This is a genomic window from Thalassospira sp. ER-Se-21-Dark (assembly GCF_017922435.1).
Classification (GTDB): Bacteria; Pseudomonadota; Alphaproteobacteria; order Rhodospirillales; family Thalassospiraceae; genus Thalassospira.
In genome coordinates this window covers 1-16,927 of sequence record NZ_VDEZ01000006.1, presented here as the reverse complement: position 1 = coordinate 16,927, position 16,927 = coordinate 1, and the positions used below count along the sequence as shown (strand labels likewise).

The 16,927-nt window shown below is 46.8% G+C and carries 19 protein-coding genes and 3 tRNA genes; 13 read left to right on the top strand and 9 right to left on the bottom strand.

The window, feature by feature from the left end:
* Positions 1 to 106: 106 nt before the first annotated feature.
* Complete coding sequence (locus FHI25_RS18535; protein ID WP_210520317.1) at positions 107 to 445, top strand: rhodanese-like domain-containing protein; 339 nt, start codon at positions 107 to 109, stop codon at positions 443 to 445.
* 80 nt (positions 446 to 525) lie between these two features.
* Here FHI25_RS18535 and FHI25_RS18530 read toward each other — a convergent pair whose 3' ends face one another.
* Positions 526 to 1,128, bottom strand: coding sequence for a TetR/AcrR family transcriptional regulator (locus FHI25_RS18530; RefSeq protein WP_210520315.1), 603 nt, complete (start codon positions 1,126 to 1,128; stop codon positions 526 to 528).
* A gap of 143 nt (positions 1,129 to 1,271) precedes the next feature.
* Here FHI25_RS18530 and FHI25_RS18525 point away from each other — a divergent pair, with 143 nt between their 5' ends.
* The 9 genes from FHI25_RS18525 (at position 1,272) to FHI25_RS18485 (ending at position 8,177) form a co-directional block, all read left to right on the top strand.
* Positions 1,272 to 1,676: a RidA family protein gene (locus tag FHI25_RS18525; protein WP_210520313.1), complete on the top strand. Its 405-nt coding sequence runs from the start codon at positions 1,272 to 1,274 to the stop codon at positions 1,674 to 1,676.
* 125 nt (positions 1,677 to 1,801) lie between these two features.
* Positions 1,802 to 2,356, top strand: coding sequence for a helix-turn-helix transcriptional regulator (locus FHI25_RS18520; RefSeq protein ID WP_210520312.1), 555 nt, complete (start codon positions 1,802 to 1,804; stop codon positions 2,354 to 2,356).
* Between the two features lie 14 nt (positions 2,357 to 2,370).
* On the top strand, positions 2,371 to 2,925 hold the full coding sequence (locus FHI25_RS18515) for a GNAT family N-acetyltransferase (RefSeq protein WP_210520310.1): 555 nt from the start codon (positions 2,371 to 2,373) through the stop codon (positions 2,923 to 2,925).
* 301 nt (positions 2,926 to 3,226) lie between these two features.
* Complete coding sequence (gene dctP, locus FHI25_RS18510; RefSeq protein ID WP_210520308.1) at positions 3,227 to 4,216, top strand: TRAP transporter substrate-binding protein DctP; 990 nt, start codon at positions 3,227 to 3,229, stop codon at positions 4,214 to 4,216.
* Positions 4,217 to 4,381: 165 nt separating this feature from the next.
* Positions 4,382 to 4,870, top strand: coding sequence for a TRAP transporter small permease (locus FHI25_RS18505; RefSeq protein WP_008892104.1), 489 nt, complete (start codon positions 4,382 to 4,384; stop codon positions 4,868 to 4,870).
* Positions 4,867 to 6,138 (top strand): TRAP transporter large permease, encoded by a 1,272-nt coding sequence (locus FHI25_RS18500; RefSeq protein ID WP_008892103.1) that lies wholly within the window; start codon positions 4,867 to 4,869, stop codon positions 6,136 to 6,138. The genes FHI25_RS18505 and FHI25_RS18500 overlap by 4 nt, the downstream gene beginning before the upstream one ends.
* Before the next feature lie 6 nt (positions 6,139 to 6,144).
* Complete coding sequence (locus FHI25_RS18495; RefSeq protein ID WP_210520306.1) at positions 6,145 to 7,029, top strand: isocitrate lyase/PEP mutase family protein; 885 nt, start codon at positions 6,145 to 6,147, stop codon at positions 7,027 to 7,029.
* Between the two features lie 15 nt (positions 7,030 to 7,044).
* Complete coding sequence (locus tag FHI25_RS18490) at positions 7,045 to 7,452, top strand: GFA family protein (RefSeq protein WP_210520304.1); 408 nt, start codon at positions 7,045 to 7,047, stop codon at positions 7,450 to 7,452.
* Between the two features lie 227 nt (positions 7,453 to 7,679).
* Positions 7,680 to 8,177, top strand: a complete 498-nt coding sequence (locus FHI25_RS18485) for a hypothetical protein (protein WP_210520302.1) — start codon at positions 7,680 to 7,682, stop codon at positions 8,175 to 8,177.
* A 25-nt stretch (positions 8,178 to 8,202) separates the two neighbouring features.
* Here the strand turns inward: FHI25_RS18485 and FHI25_RS18480 are convergent, their stop codons facing one another.
* From FHI25_RS18480 to rlmB, 8 genes are all read right to left on the bottom strand, one after another.
* The gene (locus FHI25_RS18480) at positions 8,203 to 9,702 is read right to left on the bottom strand and encodes a hypothetical protein (protein WP_210520300.1); all 1,500 of its coding nucleotides are present in this window, start codon (positions 9,700 to 9,702) and stop codon (positions 8,203 to 8,205) included.
* The gene (gene mobC, locus FHI25_RS18475; RefSeq protein ID WP_210520298.1) at positions 9,699 to 10,013 is read right to left on the bottom strand and encodes a plasmid mobilization relaxosome protein MobC; all 315 of its coding nucleotides are present in this window, start codon (positions 10,011 to 10,013) and stop codon (positions 9,699 to 9,701) included. The genes FHI25_RS18480 and mobC overlap by 4 nt, the downstream gene beginning before the upstream one ends.
* Before the next feature lie 162 nt (positions 10,014 to 10,175).
* Positions 10,176 to 10,610: a hypothetical protein gene (locus FHI25_RS18470; RefSeq protein WP_210520296.1), complete on the bottom strand. Its 435-nt coding sequence runs from the start codon at positions 10,608 to 10,610 to the stop codon at positions 10,176 to 10,178.
* 360 nt (positions 10,611 to 10,970) lie between these two features.
* Positions 10,971 to 13,076: a replication endonuclease gene (locus FHI25_RS18465; RefSeq protein ID WP_210520294.1), complete on the bottom strand. Its 2,106-nt coding sequence runs from the start codon at positions 13,074 to 13,076 to the stop codon at positions 10,971 to 10,973.
* Between the two features lie 247 nt (positions 13,077 to 13,323).
* Entirely contained in the window at positions 13,324 to 13,587 is a 264-nt protein-coding gene (locus FHI25_RS18460) for a hypothetical protein (protein WP_210520291.1), read from the bottom strand.
* Between the two features lie 9 nt (positions 13,588 to 13,596).
* Positions 13,597 to 14,958, bottom strand: coding sequence for a tyrosine-type recombinase/integrase (locus tag FHI25_RS18455; protein WP_210520289.1), 1,362 nt, complete (start codon positions 14,956 to 14,958; stop codon positions 13,597 to 13,599).
* Between the two features lie 283 nt (positions 14,959 to 15,241).
* Positions 15,242 to 15,318: transfer RNA gene (locus FHI25_RS18450), tRNA-Thr, on the bottom strand.
* 108 nt (positions 15,319 to 15,426) lie between these two features.
* On the bottom strand, positions 15,427 to 16,299 hold the full coding sequence (gene rlmB / locus FHI25_RS18445; RefSeq protein ID WP_008892100.1) for a 23S rRNA (guanosine(2251)-2'-O)-methyltransferase RlmB: 873 nt from the start codon (positions 16,297 to 16,299) through the stop codon (positions 15,427 to 15,429).
* A 194-nt stretch (positions 16,300 to 16,493) separates the two neighbouring features.
* Between rlmB and FHI25_RS18440 the strand changes: the two genes are divergently transcribed.
* From FHI25_RS18440 to FHI25_RS18430, 3 genes are all read left to right on the top strand, one after another.
* Positions 16,494 to 16,578 (top strand) — tRNA-Tyr (locus FHI25_RS18440).
* A 36-nt stretch (positions 16,579 to 16,614) separates the two neighbouring features.
* A tRNA-Gly gene (locus tag FHI25_RS18435) sits at positions 16,615 to 16,688 on the top strand.
* Between the two features lie 81 nt (positions 16,689 to 16,769).
* On the top strand, positions 16,770 to 16,927 hold a 158-nt coding region (locus FHI25_RS18430; RefSeq protein ID WP_246879231.1), incomplete at its 3' end, for a GTP-binding protein.

Here is a 16,927-nt window from a genome sequence, read left to right as displayed (position 1 = left end):
ATTCCCACAGCCTTGCACAAAAATATTTTGCATTTGCAAAATCCCCAAGCCGACAGCTATCACAGGTGGCAGGATCAGGCCGCAAAAGCCACCAAAGGACATCTTTATGGGCGACGAAACCGTACAGTTTATCGAACCGCATGAACTTGATCGACTGATCGGCGAAGAAGCCGTCACCATTATTGATGTCCGCGAAGCCGAGGAATTCGCAACCGGCCATATTGAAACCGCGATCAATATCCCGACCTCGAACTTCGATATCCCGGCCTTGGTCGATCTGACCGATGAAAGCGATACCGATCTGGTCTTTGTCTGTGCCGTCGGTCAGCGTTCCTTTGGGGCAGCCAATGCTGTTTTGCCCCATGTGGATTGCTCCGTCAGTAACCTTAAAGGCGGCATTCAAAGCTGGATCCGTGCGGGCTTTGACCTTGAAAATGGCAAATAATCCCGACTTTCTTTGACGGGGCAGGGGCCGGAATGTGATCGCGTACTCGACTTCGCGCGGTGATCGAATTCACGCCACCATCATTTGGCATTGGGCGTTACCAATACGCCAGCCGCAAGGCATTCAAATGCGGCAATTGCCTTGCCAAGGGTATCTTTCGGATCATCGCTTGCCGCGACCCAAAGGGCGGCATTCAACGCGACCCCGTTTAGCAACCTAGCGAGTGCTTCGATATCGACCGGTTTGATTGCCCCCTGGTCAGCCAGTTCCGTCAGGGTTGCGATTGTCGCTTGCAAGCAACGGTTTTGGCTCGGCCACTGTGATGGATCGCCCAGAAAGGCCGGACCATCGCGCAAAACGATCCGCTGTATTTCCGGATCAAGGGCCAGTTCGATATATGTCCTGCCCTCGGCCATCAATCCGTTCCAGCCGCCACCTGCGGCGTCCCCCGCATCCTTGGCCTGTTGCGCCATGGCGGAGTCTATTTCATCGACCACAGCCGCCAGCAGCCCGCGCTTGTCACCGAAATTGTGATACAGCGCCCCGCGCGTCAGCCCCGCACTTGCGGTGAGCTCGTCCATTGACGCTTCCGCATAACCCTTTTCGGCAAAGGCCTTGCGTCCCGCTTTGATTAGCTTGATGCGGGTTTCTTCCATTTTTTCAGCGCGCGTTTTGACAGTCATCGGGCTCTCCAATTTAACATACGTGATGTATGCGAATTGACATACGCTGCGTATGTGAATATGTCTTCTTCACATACGCAGCGTATCTGAACTGAATTCGAAATACCACAGATACTGAATTTCACCCGAACAAGGAGGTCTTCATGGCCCTCGCAAACCAAGCCGTCTTTCCGCCAAACCGCCATGCGCTTTATGACGCGCATGGCTATTCCCCGGCCATCAAATCCGGCGATCTGTTATTTGTGTCTGGCCAGGTCGGCAGTCGCGAAGACGGATCCCCGGAACCTGAATTCAAAAAACAGGTCGAACGCGCATTCGATAACCTCAAGGCGATCCTTGCGGCTGCCGGATGCAGCCTTGATGACGTCATTGACGTGACCACTTTTCACACCGATCCGGAAAACCAGTTTGAAGACATCATGGAAGTGAAGGGCGCGATCTTTGATCAGGCCCCTTACCCGAACTGGACAGCCGTCGGGGTTAACTGGCTTGCCGGTTTTGATTTCGAGATCAAGGTTGTCGCCCGCATCCCGACAGGTATTGCCTGATCCGGTGTAATGCTTCGAACTAATAACGAGCCGACCCTGCCTAAATGGTGGGGCCGGTCTTTTCATCTTGACGTTTTCTCATAAATGAAAAAATATCCCAAATAAGAGATTAAAAGGATGCTGCCATGGATGAGATTGAAACACGACTGGCCCAACGGCTGGCCGCCTTGCGCGCCGAACGTGGGTGGTCGCTTGATGAGCTTGCCCAAAAAAGCGCGGTCAGCCGTGCCAGCCTGTCGCGGATCGAAAAGGGCGAGGTCAGCCCGACCGCAAGCGTGCTGGGTAAGCTCTGTGTTGCCTTTGGTGTGACCCTGTCACGCCTGATGCAAATGGTTGAAGACGATTTCGCCCCGCTTGTCACACGTGATGATCAGGAAATCTGGACCGATCCGGATACCGGCTATCAAAGGCGGCTGGTCTCCCCGACATCAAGGCAGTTATCGGGCGAGGTGATCGAAGTCGAAATCGGCCCGAACCAGCGCATTGAATATGACGGATCCCCGCGTGACGGGCTTGAACATCATCTGGTGATGCTGTCTGGTGCGCTTTCGATGGAAGTCGATGGCCAAACCCATCACCTCAAGGCGGGCGATTGCCTGCGCTATCAGTTGCGCGGTGGCAACGTGTTTCAAACACCCCGCGATCAGGGTGCGAAATATCACCTGTTTATCATCGACTAAGCGAAAGAACCGTTATGCCGTCGGCTACGCACACCGCCCCCGATCTCGATATCGTTACCCTTGATGCTGATGGCGTCACAGCGCGCCTGGATCAGTTCGCCGACATGCTGCACGCCTGTGTCCATGACGGGGCCAGCATCGGCTTTATCGAACCCTTTCCGATGCACGAGGCCGAAGCCTTCTGGCGCGATAAAACCATCCCGGCACTGAAGGGGGGAAAACGGGTCCTGTTTGCCGCCCTTGATCAGGATCGCGTGGTTGGCACGGTCCAGCTTGATTATGACACCATGCCCAATCAGGCCCATCGCGGCGATATCAGTAAACTGATGGTGCGCCCAGACTGTCGTCGGCGTGGCATTGCCCGGCTGTTGATGCAGGCGGCCGAAAACCGCGCACGTGAACTTGGGCGAACCTTGCTGACCCTTGATACCCGAACTGGCGATAGCGCCGAGGTTCTTTATACCTCACTCGGGTTCGAGACCACCGGCGTCATCCCGGACTTTGCCCGCGATCCAGACTCCGAAAAGCTCAGCGGCACCACTGTGATGTATAAGCGCATTATCAGATAGTGTTTTGAAACGGCTTGCGATTCCCGGTTTTGTATTCAGAACGATCATTCTGGCATGCCAGACCGGGAGCATAGACATTTCCATCGCAAATTATTTCAATACCGCAGTGCCGTTATCAAAGCTGTGCTTCTCGTCTGTATGTCTTCATCTTGCTGAGTTCCGGTCTTATGTGCGCTGCACTAGTGATAGCCCGGTCAGGGTTTCGCCGTAGTCAAAACATGTTGAATACCGCCGAAAAATGGGCGCATCCTTGCCGTCCTGAATAAAGAAACAGAATAAAAGTTCTCGGAGGACGTCCATCATGAAAAAATTTGCCCTTGCTGCCGCACTGATGGCAGCCGTCGGATTTTCCGGCACGGTTCAGGCCGCAGACCTGACATTGCGTATTTCCCTGCAATTGCCGATGAAAAGCCACCTCGGTCAGAACCTTCTGATGTTCAAGAACGAGGTCGAGGAAAAATCAAACGGCGATATCGAAGTCCAGATCTACGATTCCGCCCAGCTTTACAAGGACAAGGAAGTTCCTGCGGCGGTGGGATCTGGCGCGATTGAAATGGGTGTCGCGTCATTGACCCGTTATGTCGGTGACGTGCCGGCTGTTGATATCTTCTATCAGCCGTTCCTGCTCGATACCGAAGAAAAGGTCCGCAAGGCCGTTTCCCCGGATTCCCCGGTACGTGCGCCGCTTGATGCCGCCATTGCTGAAACCGGTTCGACGGTTCTGTGGTGGCAGGCTTATGGTGGGTCGATCATGCTGTCGAACGGTGGCCCGATCAAAGGCCCGGATGGTCTGAAAGGCCAGAAAGTCCGCGTGTTCTCGAAAACCCAGGGTGATTTCATCTCCGCTGCCGGTGGTGCACCGACCCTGATTTCAGGCTCCGAGCAGTATATCGCCTATCAGCGTGGCACGGTTGATGTCGGCATGACCGGCATGTCAGGTGTGAAATCCCGTCAGCTTTGGGAAGTCATGGACACCGTGACCACCACCAATGATGCCGATATCGAATTCATCGTGGTTGTGAATACCGACTTCTGGAACGGCCTGACCGATGCGCAGCGTGACATCATTTCAACCGCGGCCGTCAATGCCGAGAACGATGTGCGTGATCGCATGTCGACAATCGAGGCAGAAGCATTTGCCGAAGCCAAAGCCAATGGCATGACCATTTACACCCCGACGGCCGAAGAAATGGCTGCATGGCGCGAAGCTGCCAAACCGGTTTACGAGGCATTCCTTGCCAATACCGGTGATCTTGGCAAACAGGTCTTCGAGGCCGCCCAGAAGTTCTAAGGATTTAACGTCACCGGTCGGGTGCCATGTGCCATGCGCTGCATGATTGTGCTTGGACGCCGACCGGGGCGTATTTTGATTTGTTGTCATCACCGCGCAAGTTTGGGCCAATGCCCATAATGTGTGGTGATGACGCCCCGTTTTCCAACATGCACTGTTTAAATCATGTTTGATCGATTGACGCTTATTCTTGCGTGGGTCGCGGCCATCTTGTTTGTGCTTGCCGGCTGCATGCTGACCTACGAAGTGCTGGCACGGTATTTCTTCGTGCGCCCGACCATCTGGGCGGCCGAGCTTTCCCAACTGTGTCTGATCTGGGGATCGCTTTTGGGGATGCCCTGGGCACTGGCCGCACGCCGCCATATTTCGGTGGATGCCATCACCCGTCTTCTCGCGCCCAAGGTCCAGCGCCTTGTCGAGATCATTGCCATGGCCTGCATTCTGGCCTTTTCGGTAATGGTGACGATCAAGGGCTGGGAAATATTTTATGAAAGCTTTGAGCGCGGCCGCACCAGCGGCACCATGCTTGATCTTCCGGCATGGGTTGCTGAACTGCCTGTCGCCATCGGCTTTGCGCTGCTGGCTATTCAGGCGGTGATCGAGATTATCGGGCTTGCACGCGGCAAGGATATTCCGAAAGGGGCGCACGAATGACCATCGTCCTGACCCTTGCTGCGATGTTCGCATTGCTTCTGATGCGCGTGCCGGTTGCCTTCGCCCTCGGCGGGCTTGGCCTTGCCATGCTGATCCTTGGCGGCTTTTCGCCGCTGATGGCACCACAGGCGGTTTTGTCTACGCTTGATGGCTTTATCCTGCTGGCCGTGCCGCTGTTCCTTTTGATGTCAAACATCCTGCTGCGCGCCGGTGTCGGCAATGACCTGTTTGCCGCTGTCAGTGCCTGGGTCGGCCATTGGCCGGGCGGGCTTGCAGTGGCGACCATACTGTCTTGTGGCGTGTTTGCCGCCATTTCCGGATCCTCGGTTGCGACGGCGGCCACCATTGGCACGGTGGCCATCCCGGAAATGATCAATCGTGGCTATAACAAGCGCTTTGTTTATGGATTGCTGGCTGCGGGCGGTACCCTTGGCATTCTGATCCCGCCATCGATCCCGATGATCATTTATGGATTTGTTACCGAAGAATCGGTGATCTCGCTGTTTTTGGCCGGGATCGGACCGGGCATAGCGCTTCTGGTGTTCTTTATCATATTTTCGATGATTTATGCCCGTATGGGCGGGCAGGAACTTGAACCGAAAAAAGACTGGGCCGAACGCAAACGCGCCACCATCCGCGCCCTGCCATCGGTTGTGCTGGCTGTGCTGATCATATCGGGCATCTATTCCGGGGCCTTCACCCCGACCGAGGCCGCGGCGATCGGCTTTGCCGCCGCCCTGATCATCACCGGCCCGATCATGCGGGTTCTGACCTGGGATGCGCTGAAAAAGGCGGTGTTTGATTCCATGGCAACCACGGTTGCGATCATTCTGATCATTGCCGGGGCCAAGGTCTTTGGCAAGGCGATCACGCTCTATCGCATCCCGCAGGACATCTCGGTGATGATCACCCAAGGGGTCGATACCGAACTTGGCTTCATCCTGATTGTCACGGCAGTTCTGCTGGTGATGGGCTTGGTGTTCGAAGCGCTTTCGATGGTGCTGATCATGACACCAGTGCTGTTGCCAGCCGCCCTTGCGCTTGGATTCGATCCGATCTGGTTTGGTGTTTATATGGTGATCATGGTCGAATGTGCCCTGATTACACCGCCCGTCGGGCTTAACCTTTATGTGATCCAGTCGGTGGCAAAGGCCAGGCTGGGCGAGGTTGCCCGGGGTGTTGCACCGTTCCTGCTGCTGATGTTTGCTTGTGCTGCCCTTTTGTATGTGTGGCACGATCTCGCCCTTTATATTCCCTTCAAGCTGTAAAGACCGATGAGTAACGTAAAATCACCTGCCGATACCCTGCGCGCATTGCTTGCCACCGGTGATCTGATCACGATGCCCTGCTGCTTTGATGCGCTTTCCGCCAAACTGATCGAACAGGAAGGATTTGGTCTGACCTTTATGTCGGGCTTTGCGACCTCTGCCGCGCGTATTGGCGAACCTGATCTCGGCCTGATGTCCTATGGCGAGGTCCTTGATCAGGCCCGCAACATCACCGATGCAGTATCGATCCCCGTGATCGGCGACGGCGATACGGGGTACGGCAATGCGATGAATGTCAGGCGGACCGTCACAGGCTTTGCCAAGGCGGGCTGTGCGGCGGTCATGATCGAAGATCAACTGGCGCCCAAACGTTGCGGTCATACCAAGGGCAAGGAAGTCGTTGGCCGGGATGAGGCGTTTGACCGCATCAAGGCCGCCGTCGATGCCCGCGAAGCCGGGGCAGACATCCTGATCCTGGCGCGCACCGATGCCCGTCATCAGCATGGCCTGACCGAGGCGATTGACCGTGCCGCGAAGTTCAAGGAACTCGGTGCCGACATCCTGTTTGTCGAGGCCCCGAAATCGGTTGATGAAATGCGCACACTTTGTGCCGAACTTCCCGGCCCCAAGATGGCCAATATCGTGGAAGGCGGCGAAACCCCGGATCTGTCGCCCGAAGAACTCAAACAGATCGGCTATCAGATCGCAGCCTATCCACTGTCGCTGATGGCGGCTGCCATGAAAGCGATGGTCGAATGCCTGCAAACTATGAAGGTCGGCCAGCCGCGGGATGACAAACTGATGAGCTGGGCGGATCTGCGCCAACGCATCGGCTTTGATGACTATTACGACGTTTCGGAACGCTACGCATCGTCCAGACGCGACGGCTAGGGCAGGGGAATGGTCATGGCTGATAAACATCACGGCGGTTGTCTGTGCGGGGCTGTACGCTATGAAGTCACGGGTGACTTTGATGCGTTCTTTCTGTGCCACTGCAAATATTGCCAAAAAGACACCGGTTCGGCCCATGCAGCCAATCTGTTCTCAACCAAGGCAGCGCTGTCTTGGATAGCCGGCGACAACCACATCCAGTCCTACACCGTGCCCGAAACGCGCCATCAAAAGGCGTTTTGCAAAACATGCGGCGCGGCCGTTCCCTACACGCAGATGGATGGCAAGCTGTTGGTGGTGCCGGCAGGCAGCCTTGAAACCCCCATCGCGATAAAGCCGAACGCTCACATCATGCTGGACAGCAAGGCGAGCTGGGATGACGGGCTTGATGAAATTGATCAGCTTGAAGGCCTGCCCAAATAGCATTTCGCGATACGACCAAAAGAAAACCCCGCAGCCGATGGCGTGCGGGGTTTTCTTTGAGTGGTGCCGGCAGAGAGACTCGAACACTGTACCGGATTTGTTGTAAACACTTGATTTGTAGACAAATTATCGTGTCAGCATAGGTAAACTGGTACACAAAACTGGTACACATTTCAACGATAAACGTATAAAATCCTGATTTTGAATAAATGGTGGAAGTGAAAATAATGGTTGATTTTCTTTGCGAGTTTCTAACGTCAGAAAACATAGCAACTGGTGTTGTTGTGAGTGCCAGTTTTATTATTTGCTTCCTGCAAATGCGGCAAGCTGAGGTAAATCGGCTGACCTCTTTTTTTGAAGTTAGGTTTCAGGCTCACCGAGACTTCACCAAGTCGGTTTGGGAAGCAGTTTCCGAAGTTTCAACAATGCAATCAGTTGATGAGCTTGAAAATCTACCCAAGTATCAAGAGTTTGGTAAAAACAGTGATAAGGTGAAGCTACTTTTTTCCAATAAGTACTCTAAGATTGTGGACGAAATTAAGAATAATATAGATAAAAAAAGAAGTTCAAAAATTAAAATTATTGAACTTAAATATAGTGATAAGAATGATGAGATTTTGCTACATGCTGAAAATATGCAAAGGTTATCTTTGTTGATAATGACGGATAACCTAAAAGAATTAAAGAATGAGTCAGATAAGTTTTTGTCTATAAAAGATTTCTAGATTTATTTCATATGTAATTATTATACTAGAATGGCTTAGGGGCAGGTGGTAAATTACTATCTCTGGTTTTATCTTCCATAAGAGTGCTATTCAAGTTTACAGGTGTATCTGAACCAAGTGAGACGCTAGGTTTCTTCTGTTTTCTGTCAGATTTTTTGTCGGACATTCTGCCAATCTTGGGTTTTTCCCACATAGAGAAATCTGGTCCAGCAGGTTTTGGTAGTTCTGGTGCTTTTTGAGGTTCCGGCTTGGTTTCAACATTTTTTGTAGGATTAAAGATTTCGTTCTCTAATTCATTAGAAGTAAACTTATACATGATTTTTTGGTCATCAGACATATTGTCAATTTCATTCAAATCGTTTAAGTCTTTTTGACTGATTGTAGCTTCGTCTTTAAATATTGATTTAAAAAACTTAGAAATATTTTTTAATAAATTATTATTGTTTTTTATTTCAGTTTTTACTAAAGAAATTTTATCTGAATTATTAATGTCATTTAATATTTTAATGTCTGAAAATGTCATTGGTTTGCTCTTTTGTAAATCTCTTTCATCAACCCTTTCAGACTTGTTATCTCTTTTGTGTTTTCGTCTATTTTGTGATTCATCTGAACTATCAGTTCTATGAGTTCGTCTACTTTGTTTGGTCCTTCGGTTGGTTGAACTAACTCTAGAATCTCGCTTGTGTCTTGTTTGATTTTTTTCGCTATTGTCATAGTTTTCTCCTTTAATATAATTTTCAAAGTCTGATTTTTTCATTTTAAGTAAACGATTTGCAGAACCAATAAAGGTTCCATCTTTCTCAATAATATGGGCTTTTTCTCCCATTTTTATCTGGTATCCAGATTCTTTTAGTCCTGCTTCAAATGACTGATAGTTATCACTTCGAGAGTGAATATCTTTGATTTCTAATTTTGATTTCGGTAAATCAATTCCCTGTCTCTTAGAAATCTGTAAATCGTTAGAACTATAAGATGCGACGGGGCGGGGCTTATTTGCATGAACTTCCAACATAATTTTTGAAAGTTCTTTATATTTCTCATTATCTTCTAATGAGTGTCCAACCGCTCGGTTGTGTTTCCCTGTTGTAATTTCGTGCTTGAAATCATATTCGCACATACGAGAAATCTTCTCATTTCTCTGATAAGCAAACTTATTATCTAATGTTTTTCCTGCAAATCGTTCGGGAATAATTAGGTGCAAATGGCTGTTTTTTGAGCCATCTGCTAACTTTTTATCATGCCCAACAACAAGATAGGGCCTATCAGTTGCGCCGTATTCTTGACGGATTTTAGATATGCTTTCTTGCATTTGGTCTTTTGTCCAAGACTGACCAGGATTGATGCTGAAATGTCTAAGGGAATACATAGTTTTATCTTCATCTGCAAACTCATGAAATGTTTCAAAGTCTACTTCGTTTCCAACAAATAAATATATTTTTTCGTTGTCTTCTGGTTTATTCAAAAGGTGATTTTTAATATTTCTTGTTCCTGATTTTGTTTTGATGCGAGTTGATTTTATAATCATAGTTTTCTTTTTATTTCCTCTAATTGATTTTGGATATTCTCAAGATTTTCAATGTCTCCAGTGGTGTTTGCTTTTCGAGCAATTTGATTAAGGTTGTTACCAATCGCTTTTATCTGAGAGTGAATTCTTTTTGATTCAACATATTGTAGATTAGCATTTAATATTGAATCATTTTTGAGAGCTAACTTTATAACTTCTCGCAACCATCTACTTTTGTTGTATCCAAGTTCATTTGCATTTTTTTCGATGTCGGCAAACATTTTGTCAGTGAGTCTTAAATGTAGGTATCGTGGGTAGTTATTTGTTTCCATATTTATCTCCTTAATTGTTTTGACGGATTTTCTCTGTAATATTGTTTTTCTGCATTGTCTAATAATCTGTTTTGAAATTGTTTATGTTGAACGCTGCATGATGAAACCATAACTACAATTCCAATTATTCCGATTACCCATTTCATTTTGTTTTCCTTGTTATTAATAGTAATTGAGGTTTGTTAAATCGTATGTTCCAGATACGCCGTGCAATGTAATAATTCCTGATGGAAGATTGATGATTACGTTTCCATCCAGGTCATAATCTAATGTCGAGCCGGACGGGATATAAATAGAGTCAATTCCAGGAATATAATCCACCACTTCATATGTTCCGGCAGTATCGAACCTATAGGCATGAGGTTTGTTGCTGTTTGAAACAACACCTGCACTTTCACAGGTGAACTCTTCACAGTGGGAAAGAGGTGCTTCTGGTTCTGTTGATTCAGATACTAAGACGGATTCATTTTTTACATGAATGAGTCCATTAGATTTGTATCTGAAAAGATATTGTTGAGCGGACGCTGTATTTGTCAACATTGAACAAAAAGTTAGTGTAGAAATTATATATAAAAAATTGGGTTTCAGTTTTAACATCGAGGTTCCTTTTTCTTAGGGGGTCAAGCGGGGATGAAATCCCCCTGCCAGTTCTCCCAAGTGCGGTAGCACGCAGGGAAGGGCTGGCTATTGTAATACTGAAACCATTATACAGTATATTAGGAACATGTCAAGTATAAAATCATTGTGAAACAATGACTTACATGTGCTTAAACTTATGCATGGCATGGAACAAAATGACCCCATATGAGTCTAATTTTGTGTAATGCTGTGTATAAGTTTTTCAGATTGGGTTTTACGACAAGTCGTAAGTTTCCCGCTCCAAAACCCAATGTGAAACATTGGGAGAGAATCTCCCCTTGGGGGGAGATACGATTTGCAAGCTAGAGGGGGGAATAATTAAGCAGCCTTATTTTTGTAAGCGGCTTTATCTCGTTCTAGGGTGATTTTTTTTCGTTCTGCTCGTTCCGTTTCCGTCAACTTTTTGGGCGGGTCAATCGGAATTGGGTCTAAGTCACCTTCGGCGAAGCCGGACCTAGGATAATTAGAAATAAGTGTAACTATAAAATCATTTTGTTGTTTTGAATCCATATTTATAAACGAATCTATAGAATCCTTGTCCAGTACAAACCATTGGGATTCCATAGATAATTCCCACTTTTCCCCTGTGTCTGAATTGTGACATTCTAAGGTCTGTGGTTTTCTATATGTCTCTTCATACATGTTCAGATGTTCAGTATATTTTATTTTTATAATAAAATTTTTGTAATCCCCAAAAGCACCTAATTTCTGAAGTGCAGATTTGAAACGGTGTGATTTCATATCATCCCAAATCTCACCAAAGAAACCCTGTGGCCTCTCTTTTTCCTTATAGATTCTGGCCCATTTGGTGATTATGGATTTTAATCCAAAAAAGTCATATCTGCGGATTCTTCTGGAACTGGCCCATGCCTTATACTCATCAAAATTGTTGAGTTGGTCCTCATCTACATGTGTTTCTGTGCTTGCTTCCTGTGAGTCCAGGTTCACAGTTTTTCTAAGATATTTCGAGACGTAAGCGGTCGCCCCACTGTGAGAATCCAATACCTTAATATTATAGGAAACTCCATTCTCCGGCAGTCTCCATTTGTTTGATTCTGTTTCAGGGAAATGTGTCTGGAAACAATGATTGAGGTCTGGAATCTCGTTTTGAGGTAGGAAGCACAACATATGCCTGTGCGGTGTGCCATCCTTGTGTGATTCATTCACTAACATGCCAAAAACATTAATATCATTTTTGGCAACCATCGCTCGAACATGCTTCCATCTTGTTTGCATCTCTTGACGTTGTTGTGTGCCTGAGAAACCTCCAAACTGCTCATTTCGGGTATATCCCTTATTTTTCATGGGATGGTATTCAGGCGGCAATGTCACAGTGATGAAAACAGGTGTTAGGTTCCTGTCCTTGGCTTCATCGGTCATTCCTTGAATGATGGAATACATCATTGAAAGCCTTGCTTTTGACTTGGTTTTGGCAATGTCAGCTAGGCAGACATATTCCTTTTTGCTGTTCATGATGTAGGTTTCTTCAAGGTACTTTTTGTTGCGTTTCCACATATCGGAGAAGCGGTTTAAAGTGTGATTGGATATAAAAAGTCGGTCTGCTCCGGCTAATCCCAACATGTTTGAAACCCAAGTTTCTATGTCGGCTATTTCCCTTCTAATTCTTCTTTTCCAGTATTTTTCACATTGGGCTTTAAGAACATTTTGGGGTGGGGTTATGTCATATCCAAACAGGTGATATTCACCTTGTTTCAGATGTTTAATCATATGTTCGTTTATGATGTAGAACTCTGATATTTCCCTAGAAAGTTCAGTAACTTCTTCATCAGATTTGGAAACCAGAGATAGGGATAAATTGGAAAAATTCGATAATTGGGAAACGAGTTTATATGTCTCTAAACCGTTAATGAGATTTTTAAATTTGAGCCAATTTAGAACCTCACTTTCTCCCCATTCGTCATTTAATTCCCATAACATTTTTGGCTTAGATAACTTGGAGATATGTTCAAGTTTGATACCTGTTTTGGCTTCGACAACTTTAGTTATTTCAATTTTTATAGTCTCAGGGAGTAGGGCAAACTTAGATAAGGTTTGATTGATGTCATCCATAGAAATGATATCAAAATCAATTCCCGCTCGTGCGGCTTCGGTTAACTGTTGAAAAATGCCGGAATCATGGGCTTTTTTGAAAGTGTCATACTCTTTCTGATTGGCTTCAAAAGATGTGTTCCAATCCTGTATGAACTTTTTTTCGGTAGCTCGGATTGATGCAGATTGGGTGGATTTTTGAGACTGAATGACGACTAATTTTTTGTTGTCGTTTGTTGCTTCTTGTTCGTCATCGTATGAGTTGCCGAACATATCTGTTCCATCGTCCGGCCTCATAAAACGGTTGTCTTTTAGGTGTTTTGAAAAGAGATGTTCGTCTAATTTTCTGATATAATTTTTAAACCCTGTTGCCATAAAAAAAGCCTCCGATTCTTTGTGAACGGAAGCTGCATTTTTTCTCTTGACATTCTGCTAAATTAGTATATATTAATCTTTATCAATTCCCCGATAATTACTAAAAAATGAAGTTAAGAGTTAAATGGTTTTCCCGACCACATATTTAACTCTTTCTTTATATTATAATATTCTAACAAAGTCAATAGGAACATATTCCTAAGTTATTGATATAAAAGAAACCCCACCTGAAAAGGCGGGGTTTTTCTTAATTGCACTCTGCATCAAGCAAAACGGTTTTACCAGATTTTTCCCTGTTGGTGATTTTATATGAATTATTGCAATGCCTGGAAATGAGGTTCATTGCGATATTTTCATTGTCACCTGAGAAAACCCCTGCATTTACATATCTAACACCAATCCCACTTTGATTTTGATATACAATCTCTGGGTCTGCAAAAATTGTGCTTTGCTTCAGTGATTGACATCCTGCGATTAGTGACAATGAAGCAAGTATAATGAGTGTTCTCATTGGTTCCCCCTAGATATACAGATGTGAGATATCTAATCCTTCATATTTTAGTCCAAGAACTTTTTCAGACTGAACTTTTTTAATCTCACCATCATTATAATCTTCGCCGGACTCAACGTCTTTAAATGAGTGGCCCATAGCCATAGCGATGGATTCAGAATCAACACCAGATGATACTAGCCCATTGCGATAAGAATGGCGGAAACTATGGACTACAACAGTTTTTCTAAGCTGTCCGTTCTCTTTAAATTTCTCCAAGAATCTCGTTAGCCTGCGGCTGTCATATGAGTTTCTTGCTGTGTTAAAATTCACATCAAAAATCTTTGATGATTTATCTTTTTTTCGTTTCTTTTGTTCTTCAACAAAATCAAGGAATCCAACTTTTATAAGCTCTTCGTGTAACGGAATATACCTATAGGATGTATCCGTTTTGAGAACTTTGTCGGTTCCAGTCAAATCAAAGTGTTTGTATCCATTATGCTCGACAATATCTTTGATACGCAGTTGCGCAAGTTCGCTGAATCTCATGCCGCTGAAAAGCAATACCAACGGTCCAAAGTAGAGAAAATCTCTAGGCAGTGATGTAAAATCAGGGCTGTTAAAAATAGTATTTAATTCCTGAATGTTGAAAGGTTGTCTTTTCATTTTCTTACTCTTGTTCTTCTCGTGTGGCTTGGCGGTGTAGTTCATATTCCTAAAGATACTCTGTGTTACGAACTTCCGGTCTTCACACCAGTTGAAAAATGTGTTGATTATGGCAAGGTACTTTTTGTTGTATGTATTCTTAGAAACTGTTGGTTTTTTTATTTTTTTATTCAATTCTAGAACTTTAACAAGGTCAGTGGTGCCAAAATAAGCCATCCAGTTATTGGGATATTTTGGGATTAAGACTACTGTCTTTTTAAATGCTAGGGCATCTTCATATGTATAATCCCTTACATTTTTTACACCGAATAATTCTGTAAAATACCTGTAAACAACTTTGTGTAAATCAAAGTATCCTGAATCTATTTCTCCCTCTCTTTCATTCATGAAATGTTGGAAGCGATTTTCGATTCCGTTGTTGTCATCTCGTTGTTGTTCAGGGATGGAAGATTGTTGAATCTGTTCGATAACTTCTTGATTTTTATGTTTTATAAGTTCGTCTTTGACAGCAATATCAAACTTGTTTTTTTCGAGTTCTTCTTGTTGATATTCAGCTTTGAGTGCTTGCATTGAAAACATTACCACAGGCTCTAACCTATGAGCTTTCTGTTTCCAAGATAACTTATCAAAGTCAGTTTTGGCTTGTTCTGTTAGTGATTTGAGTATTTTTCTCGTCTGCTCGTCTTTCAGCGGGCGAAGCGGCATATTTTTATTATCGTTGGACATTCGCAGACCCTGGAAAAAGTTGACAAGAATAGCTGCCAGCTTAGCACCTCGTTCTCGCGCTTCAAGGTGGTTTGGTGTTCCAAGAGAGACTTTATATATGTCAGTAGGAAAAAGGTGTCTCAAATCGGATGGAATCCGCTTCCTGAAATAGTAGCGGCTTCCTCTGCGATATACATTTGTGCATAGAGACATATTTGGGACTCCTTACTGGTACACATAGTGTCCATTTGAGTCCCGATTTCGATAGAAAAACCCTTATATTTCAAATGGTTATCTAGGAAAATGGTGCCGACAGAGAGACTCGAACTCCCAACCTTCTGATTACAAATCAGCTGCTCTACCAATTATAGCTATGCCGGCGTGAGCGGCGCGAACATAATCCGGGCCGCTGATGATTGCAAGAGTTTGAAGCACGGAAATTTACATCCCGTGAAAACGCCTCAAACGCGCGTGTTCGTGGGCTGTGACCTACTTGCGATACAGCTCGTAAAGCGCGACGGCGGCTGCGTTTGAAACATTAAGGCTCTCGATGCGATCCGACATCGGAAGCTTGACCAGGAAGTCGCAGCTTTCACGCGTCAGACGGCGCAGGCCTTCACCCTCGGATCCCATGACAATCCCGACACGGCCATGCAGCTTTGCTTCGGCCAGTGTCTGTTCGGCGTAGCCATCCATACCTGCCAGCCAGAAATGCGCGCCCTTAAGCTTATCGAGCGTCTGGTTCAGGTTGCCGGCATGGATATAGGGAACGGTTTCAAGCGCACCGCTGGCCGATTTGGCAAGCACACCGGTTTCAGGCGGCGCATGACGGTCAGGCACGATAACCGCAGATGCGCCAAAAGCCGCCGCACTGCGCAGGATCGCGCCAACGTTATGCGGGTCGGTCACCTGATCAAGGATCAGAACCGTGCATTGTTCAGAATCGCGGTGATCGGCAATCAGTTCTTCTACGGAAAGCTGGGGCAGGGGCGCGCAATGCATGGCCATGCCCTGATGAACGGTGCCCGGCGGCAGCATTTCATCAAGGTCGGTGCGTCCGGCCGAATCTACTGCGATGTCATCGCGTTCGGCATCGGCAAGGGCAGCCATGACTTCATCACGGGTGTTTTCGGTGGCCCAGATTTTGTGAATCGTGCGCTGCGGATTGGCAATTGCCATCATCACCGGGTGACGCCCAAATAGAATCAGCCGCGAATTGCCACCCGATCCACCACCGTCACGGCCGCGTTTTCGTCCGCGGCGCGAATTGCCTTCACGGTTTTCATCGCCTTGCGGGAGGGCATCGGGTGCCCCGTCACCTTGATGACGATTTCCTGAACGGGATTTATTGCGACGCGACATATGGCGGAAACCTCCGGGCCGTAGGGGACTGAATGCAGTTTGCTTCGTTTGATCGGCGAAACTTGGCGAACATATAGGAAAGGAAATACGATTTCGTGCTTTTTTTGCTGTTGACAGGGTAGGTGCCTTCGCCGTATTCCCTCCCTCGCCGCAACGAGGCCGGGGTCAAACCCGGATGGCGTTACGACCCTGATGGAGGGGTGGCAGAGCGGTCAAATGCAGCGGACTGTAAATCCGCCGACTTAGTCTACGCAGGTTCGAATCCTGCCCCCTCCACCACTCTCTCGCCCTCGCGAGAGCTCGCAGCATAAATATGCGGGTGTAGCTCAATGGTAGAGCAGAAGCCTTCCAAGCTTACGACGAGGGTTCGATTCCCTTCACCCGCTCCAATATTCTTATGATGCAACCCGTCGGCTCGTGCGGTGGGTTACTACGTGTTTTTTTGGTTCGGATAATAGGATCTGAGGGCAATGGCCAAGGAAAAGTTTGAGCGTACAAAACCGCACGTTAACGTTGGCACTATCGGCCACGTTGACCACGGTAAAACCACGCTGACCGCAGCAATCACCAAAGTTCTGGCAGAAGCCGGTGGCGCTTCGTTCCAGGACTACAGCATGATCGACAAGGC

Coding starts and splice junctions, on each gene's coding strand:
- FHI25_RS18505 (WP_008892104.1), top strand. CDS start 4,382: ATGTTTGATCGATTGACGCTTATTCTTGCGTGGGTCGCGGCCATCTTG.
- FHI25_RS18530 (WP_210520315.1), bottom strand. CDS start 1,128: ATGACTGTCAAAACGCGCGCTGAAAAAATGGAAGAAACCCGCATCAAG.
- FHI25_RS18490 (WP_210520304.1), top strand. CDS start 7,045: ATGGCTGATAAACATCACGGCGGTTGTCTGTGCGGGGCTGTACGCTAT.
- FHI25_RS18535 (WP_210520317.1), top strand. CDS start 107: ATGGGCGACGAAACCGTACAGTTTATCGAACCGCATGAACTTGATCGA.
- FHI25_RS18470 (WP_210520296.1), bottom strand. CDS start 10,610: ATGTTAAAACTGAAACCCAATTTTTTATATATAATTTCTACACTAACT.
- FHI25_RS18480 (WP_210520300.1), bottom strand. CDS start 9,702: ATGATTATAAAATCAACTCGCATCAAAACAAAATCAGGAACAAGAAAT.
- FHI25_RS18525 (WP_210520313.1), top strand. CDS start 1,272: ATGGCCCTCGCAAACCAAGCCGTCTTTCCGCCAAACCGCCATGCGCTT.
- dctP (WP_210520308.1), top strand. CDS start 3,227: ATGAAAAAATTTGCCCTTGCTGCCGCACTGATGGCAGCCGTCGGATTT.
- FHI25_RS18515 (WP_210520310.1), top strand. CDS start 2,371: ATGCCGTCGGCTACGCACACCGCCCCCGATCTCGATATCGTTACCCTT.
- FHI25_RS18465 (WP_210520294.1), bottom strand. CDS start 13,076: ATGGCAACAGGGTTTAAAAATTATATCAGAAAATTAGACGAACATCTC.
- FHI25_RS18495 (WP_210520306.1), top strand. CDS start 6,145: ATGAGTAACGTAAAATCACCTGCCGATACCCTGCGCGCATTGCTTGCC.
- FHI25_RS18455 (WP_210520289.1), bottom strand. CDS start 14,958: ATGTCCAACGATAATAAAAATATGCCGCTTCGCCCGCTGAAAGACGAG.
- FHI25_RS18485 (WP_210520302.1), top strand. CDS start 7,680: ATGGTTGATTTTCTTTGCGAGTTTCTAACGTCAGAAAACATAGCAACT.
- mobC (WP_210520298.1), bottom strand. CDS start 10,013: ATGGAAACAAATAACTACCCACGATACCTACATTTAAGACTCACTGAC.
- rlmB (WP_008892100.1), bottom strand. CDS start 16,299: ATGTCGCGTCGCAATAAATCCCGTTCAGGAAATCGTCATCAAGGTGAC.
- FHI25_RS18460 (WP_210520291.1), bottom strand. CDS start 13,587: ATGAGAACACTCATTATACTTGCTTCATTGTCACTAATCGCAGGATGT.
- FHI25_RS18500 (WP_008892103.1), top strand. CDS start 4,867: ATGACCATCGTCCTGACCCTTGCTGCGATGTTCGCATTGCTTCTGATG.
- FHI25_RS18520 (WP_210520312.1), top strand. CDS start 1,802: ATGGATGAGATTGAAACACGACTGGCCCAACGGCTGGCCGCCTTGCGC.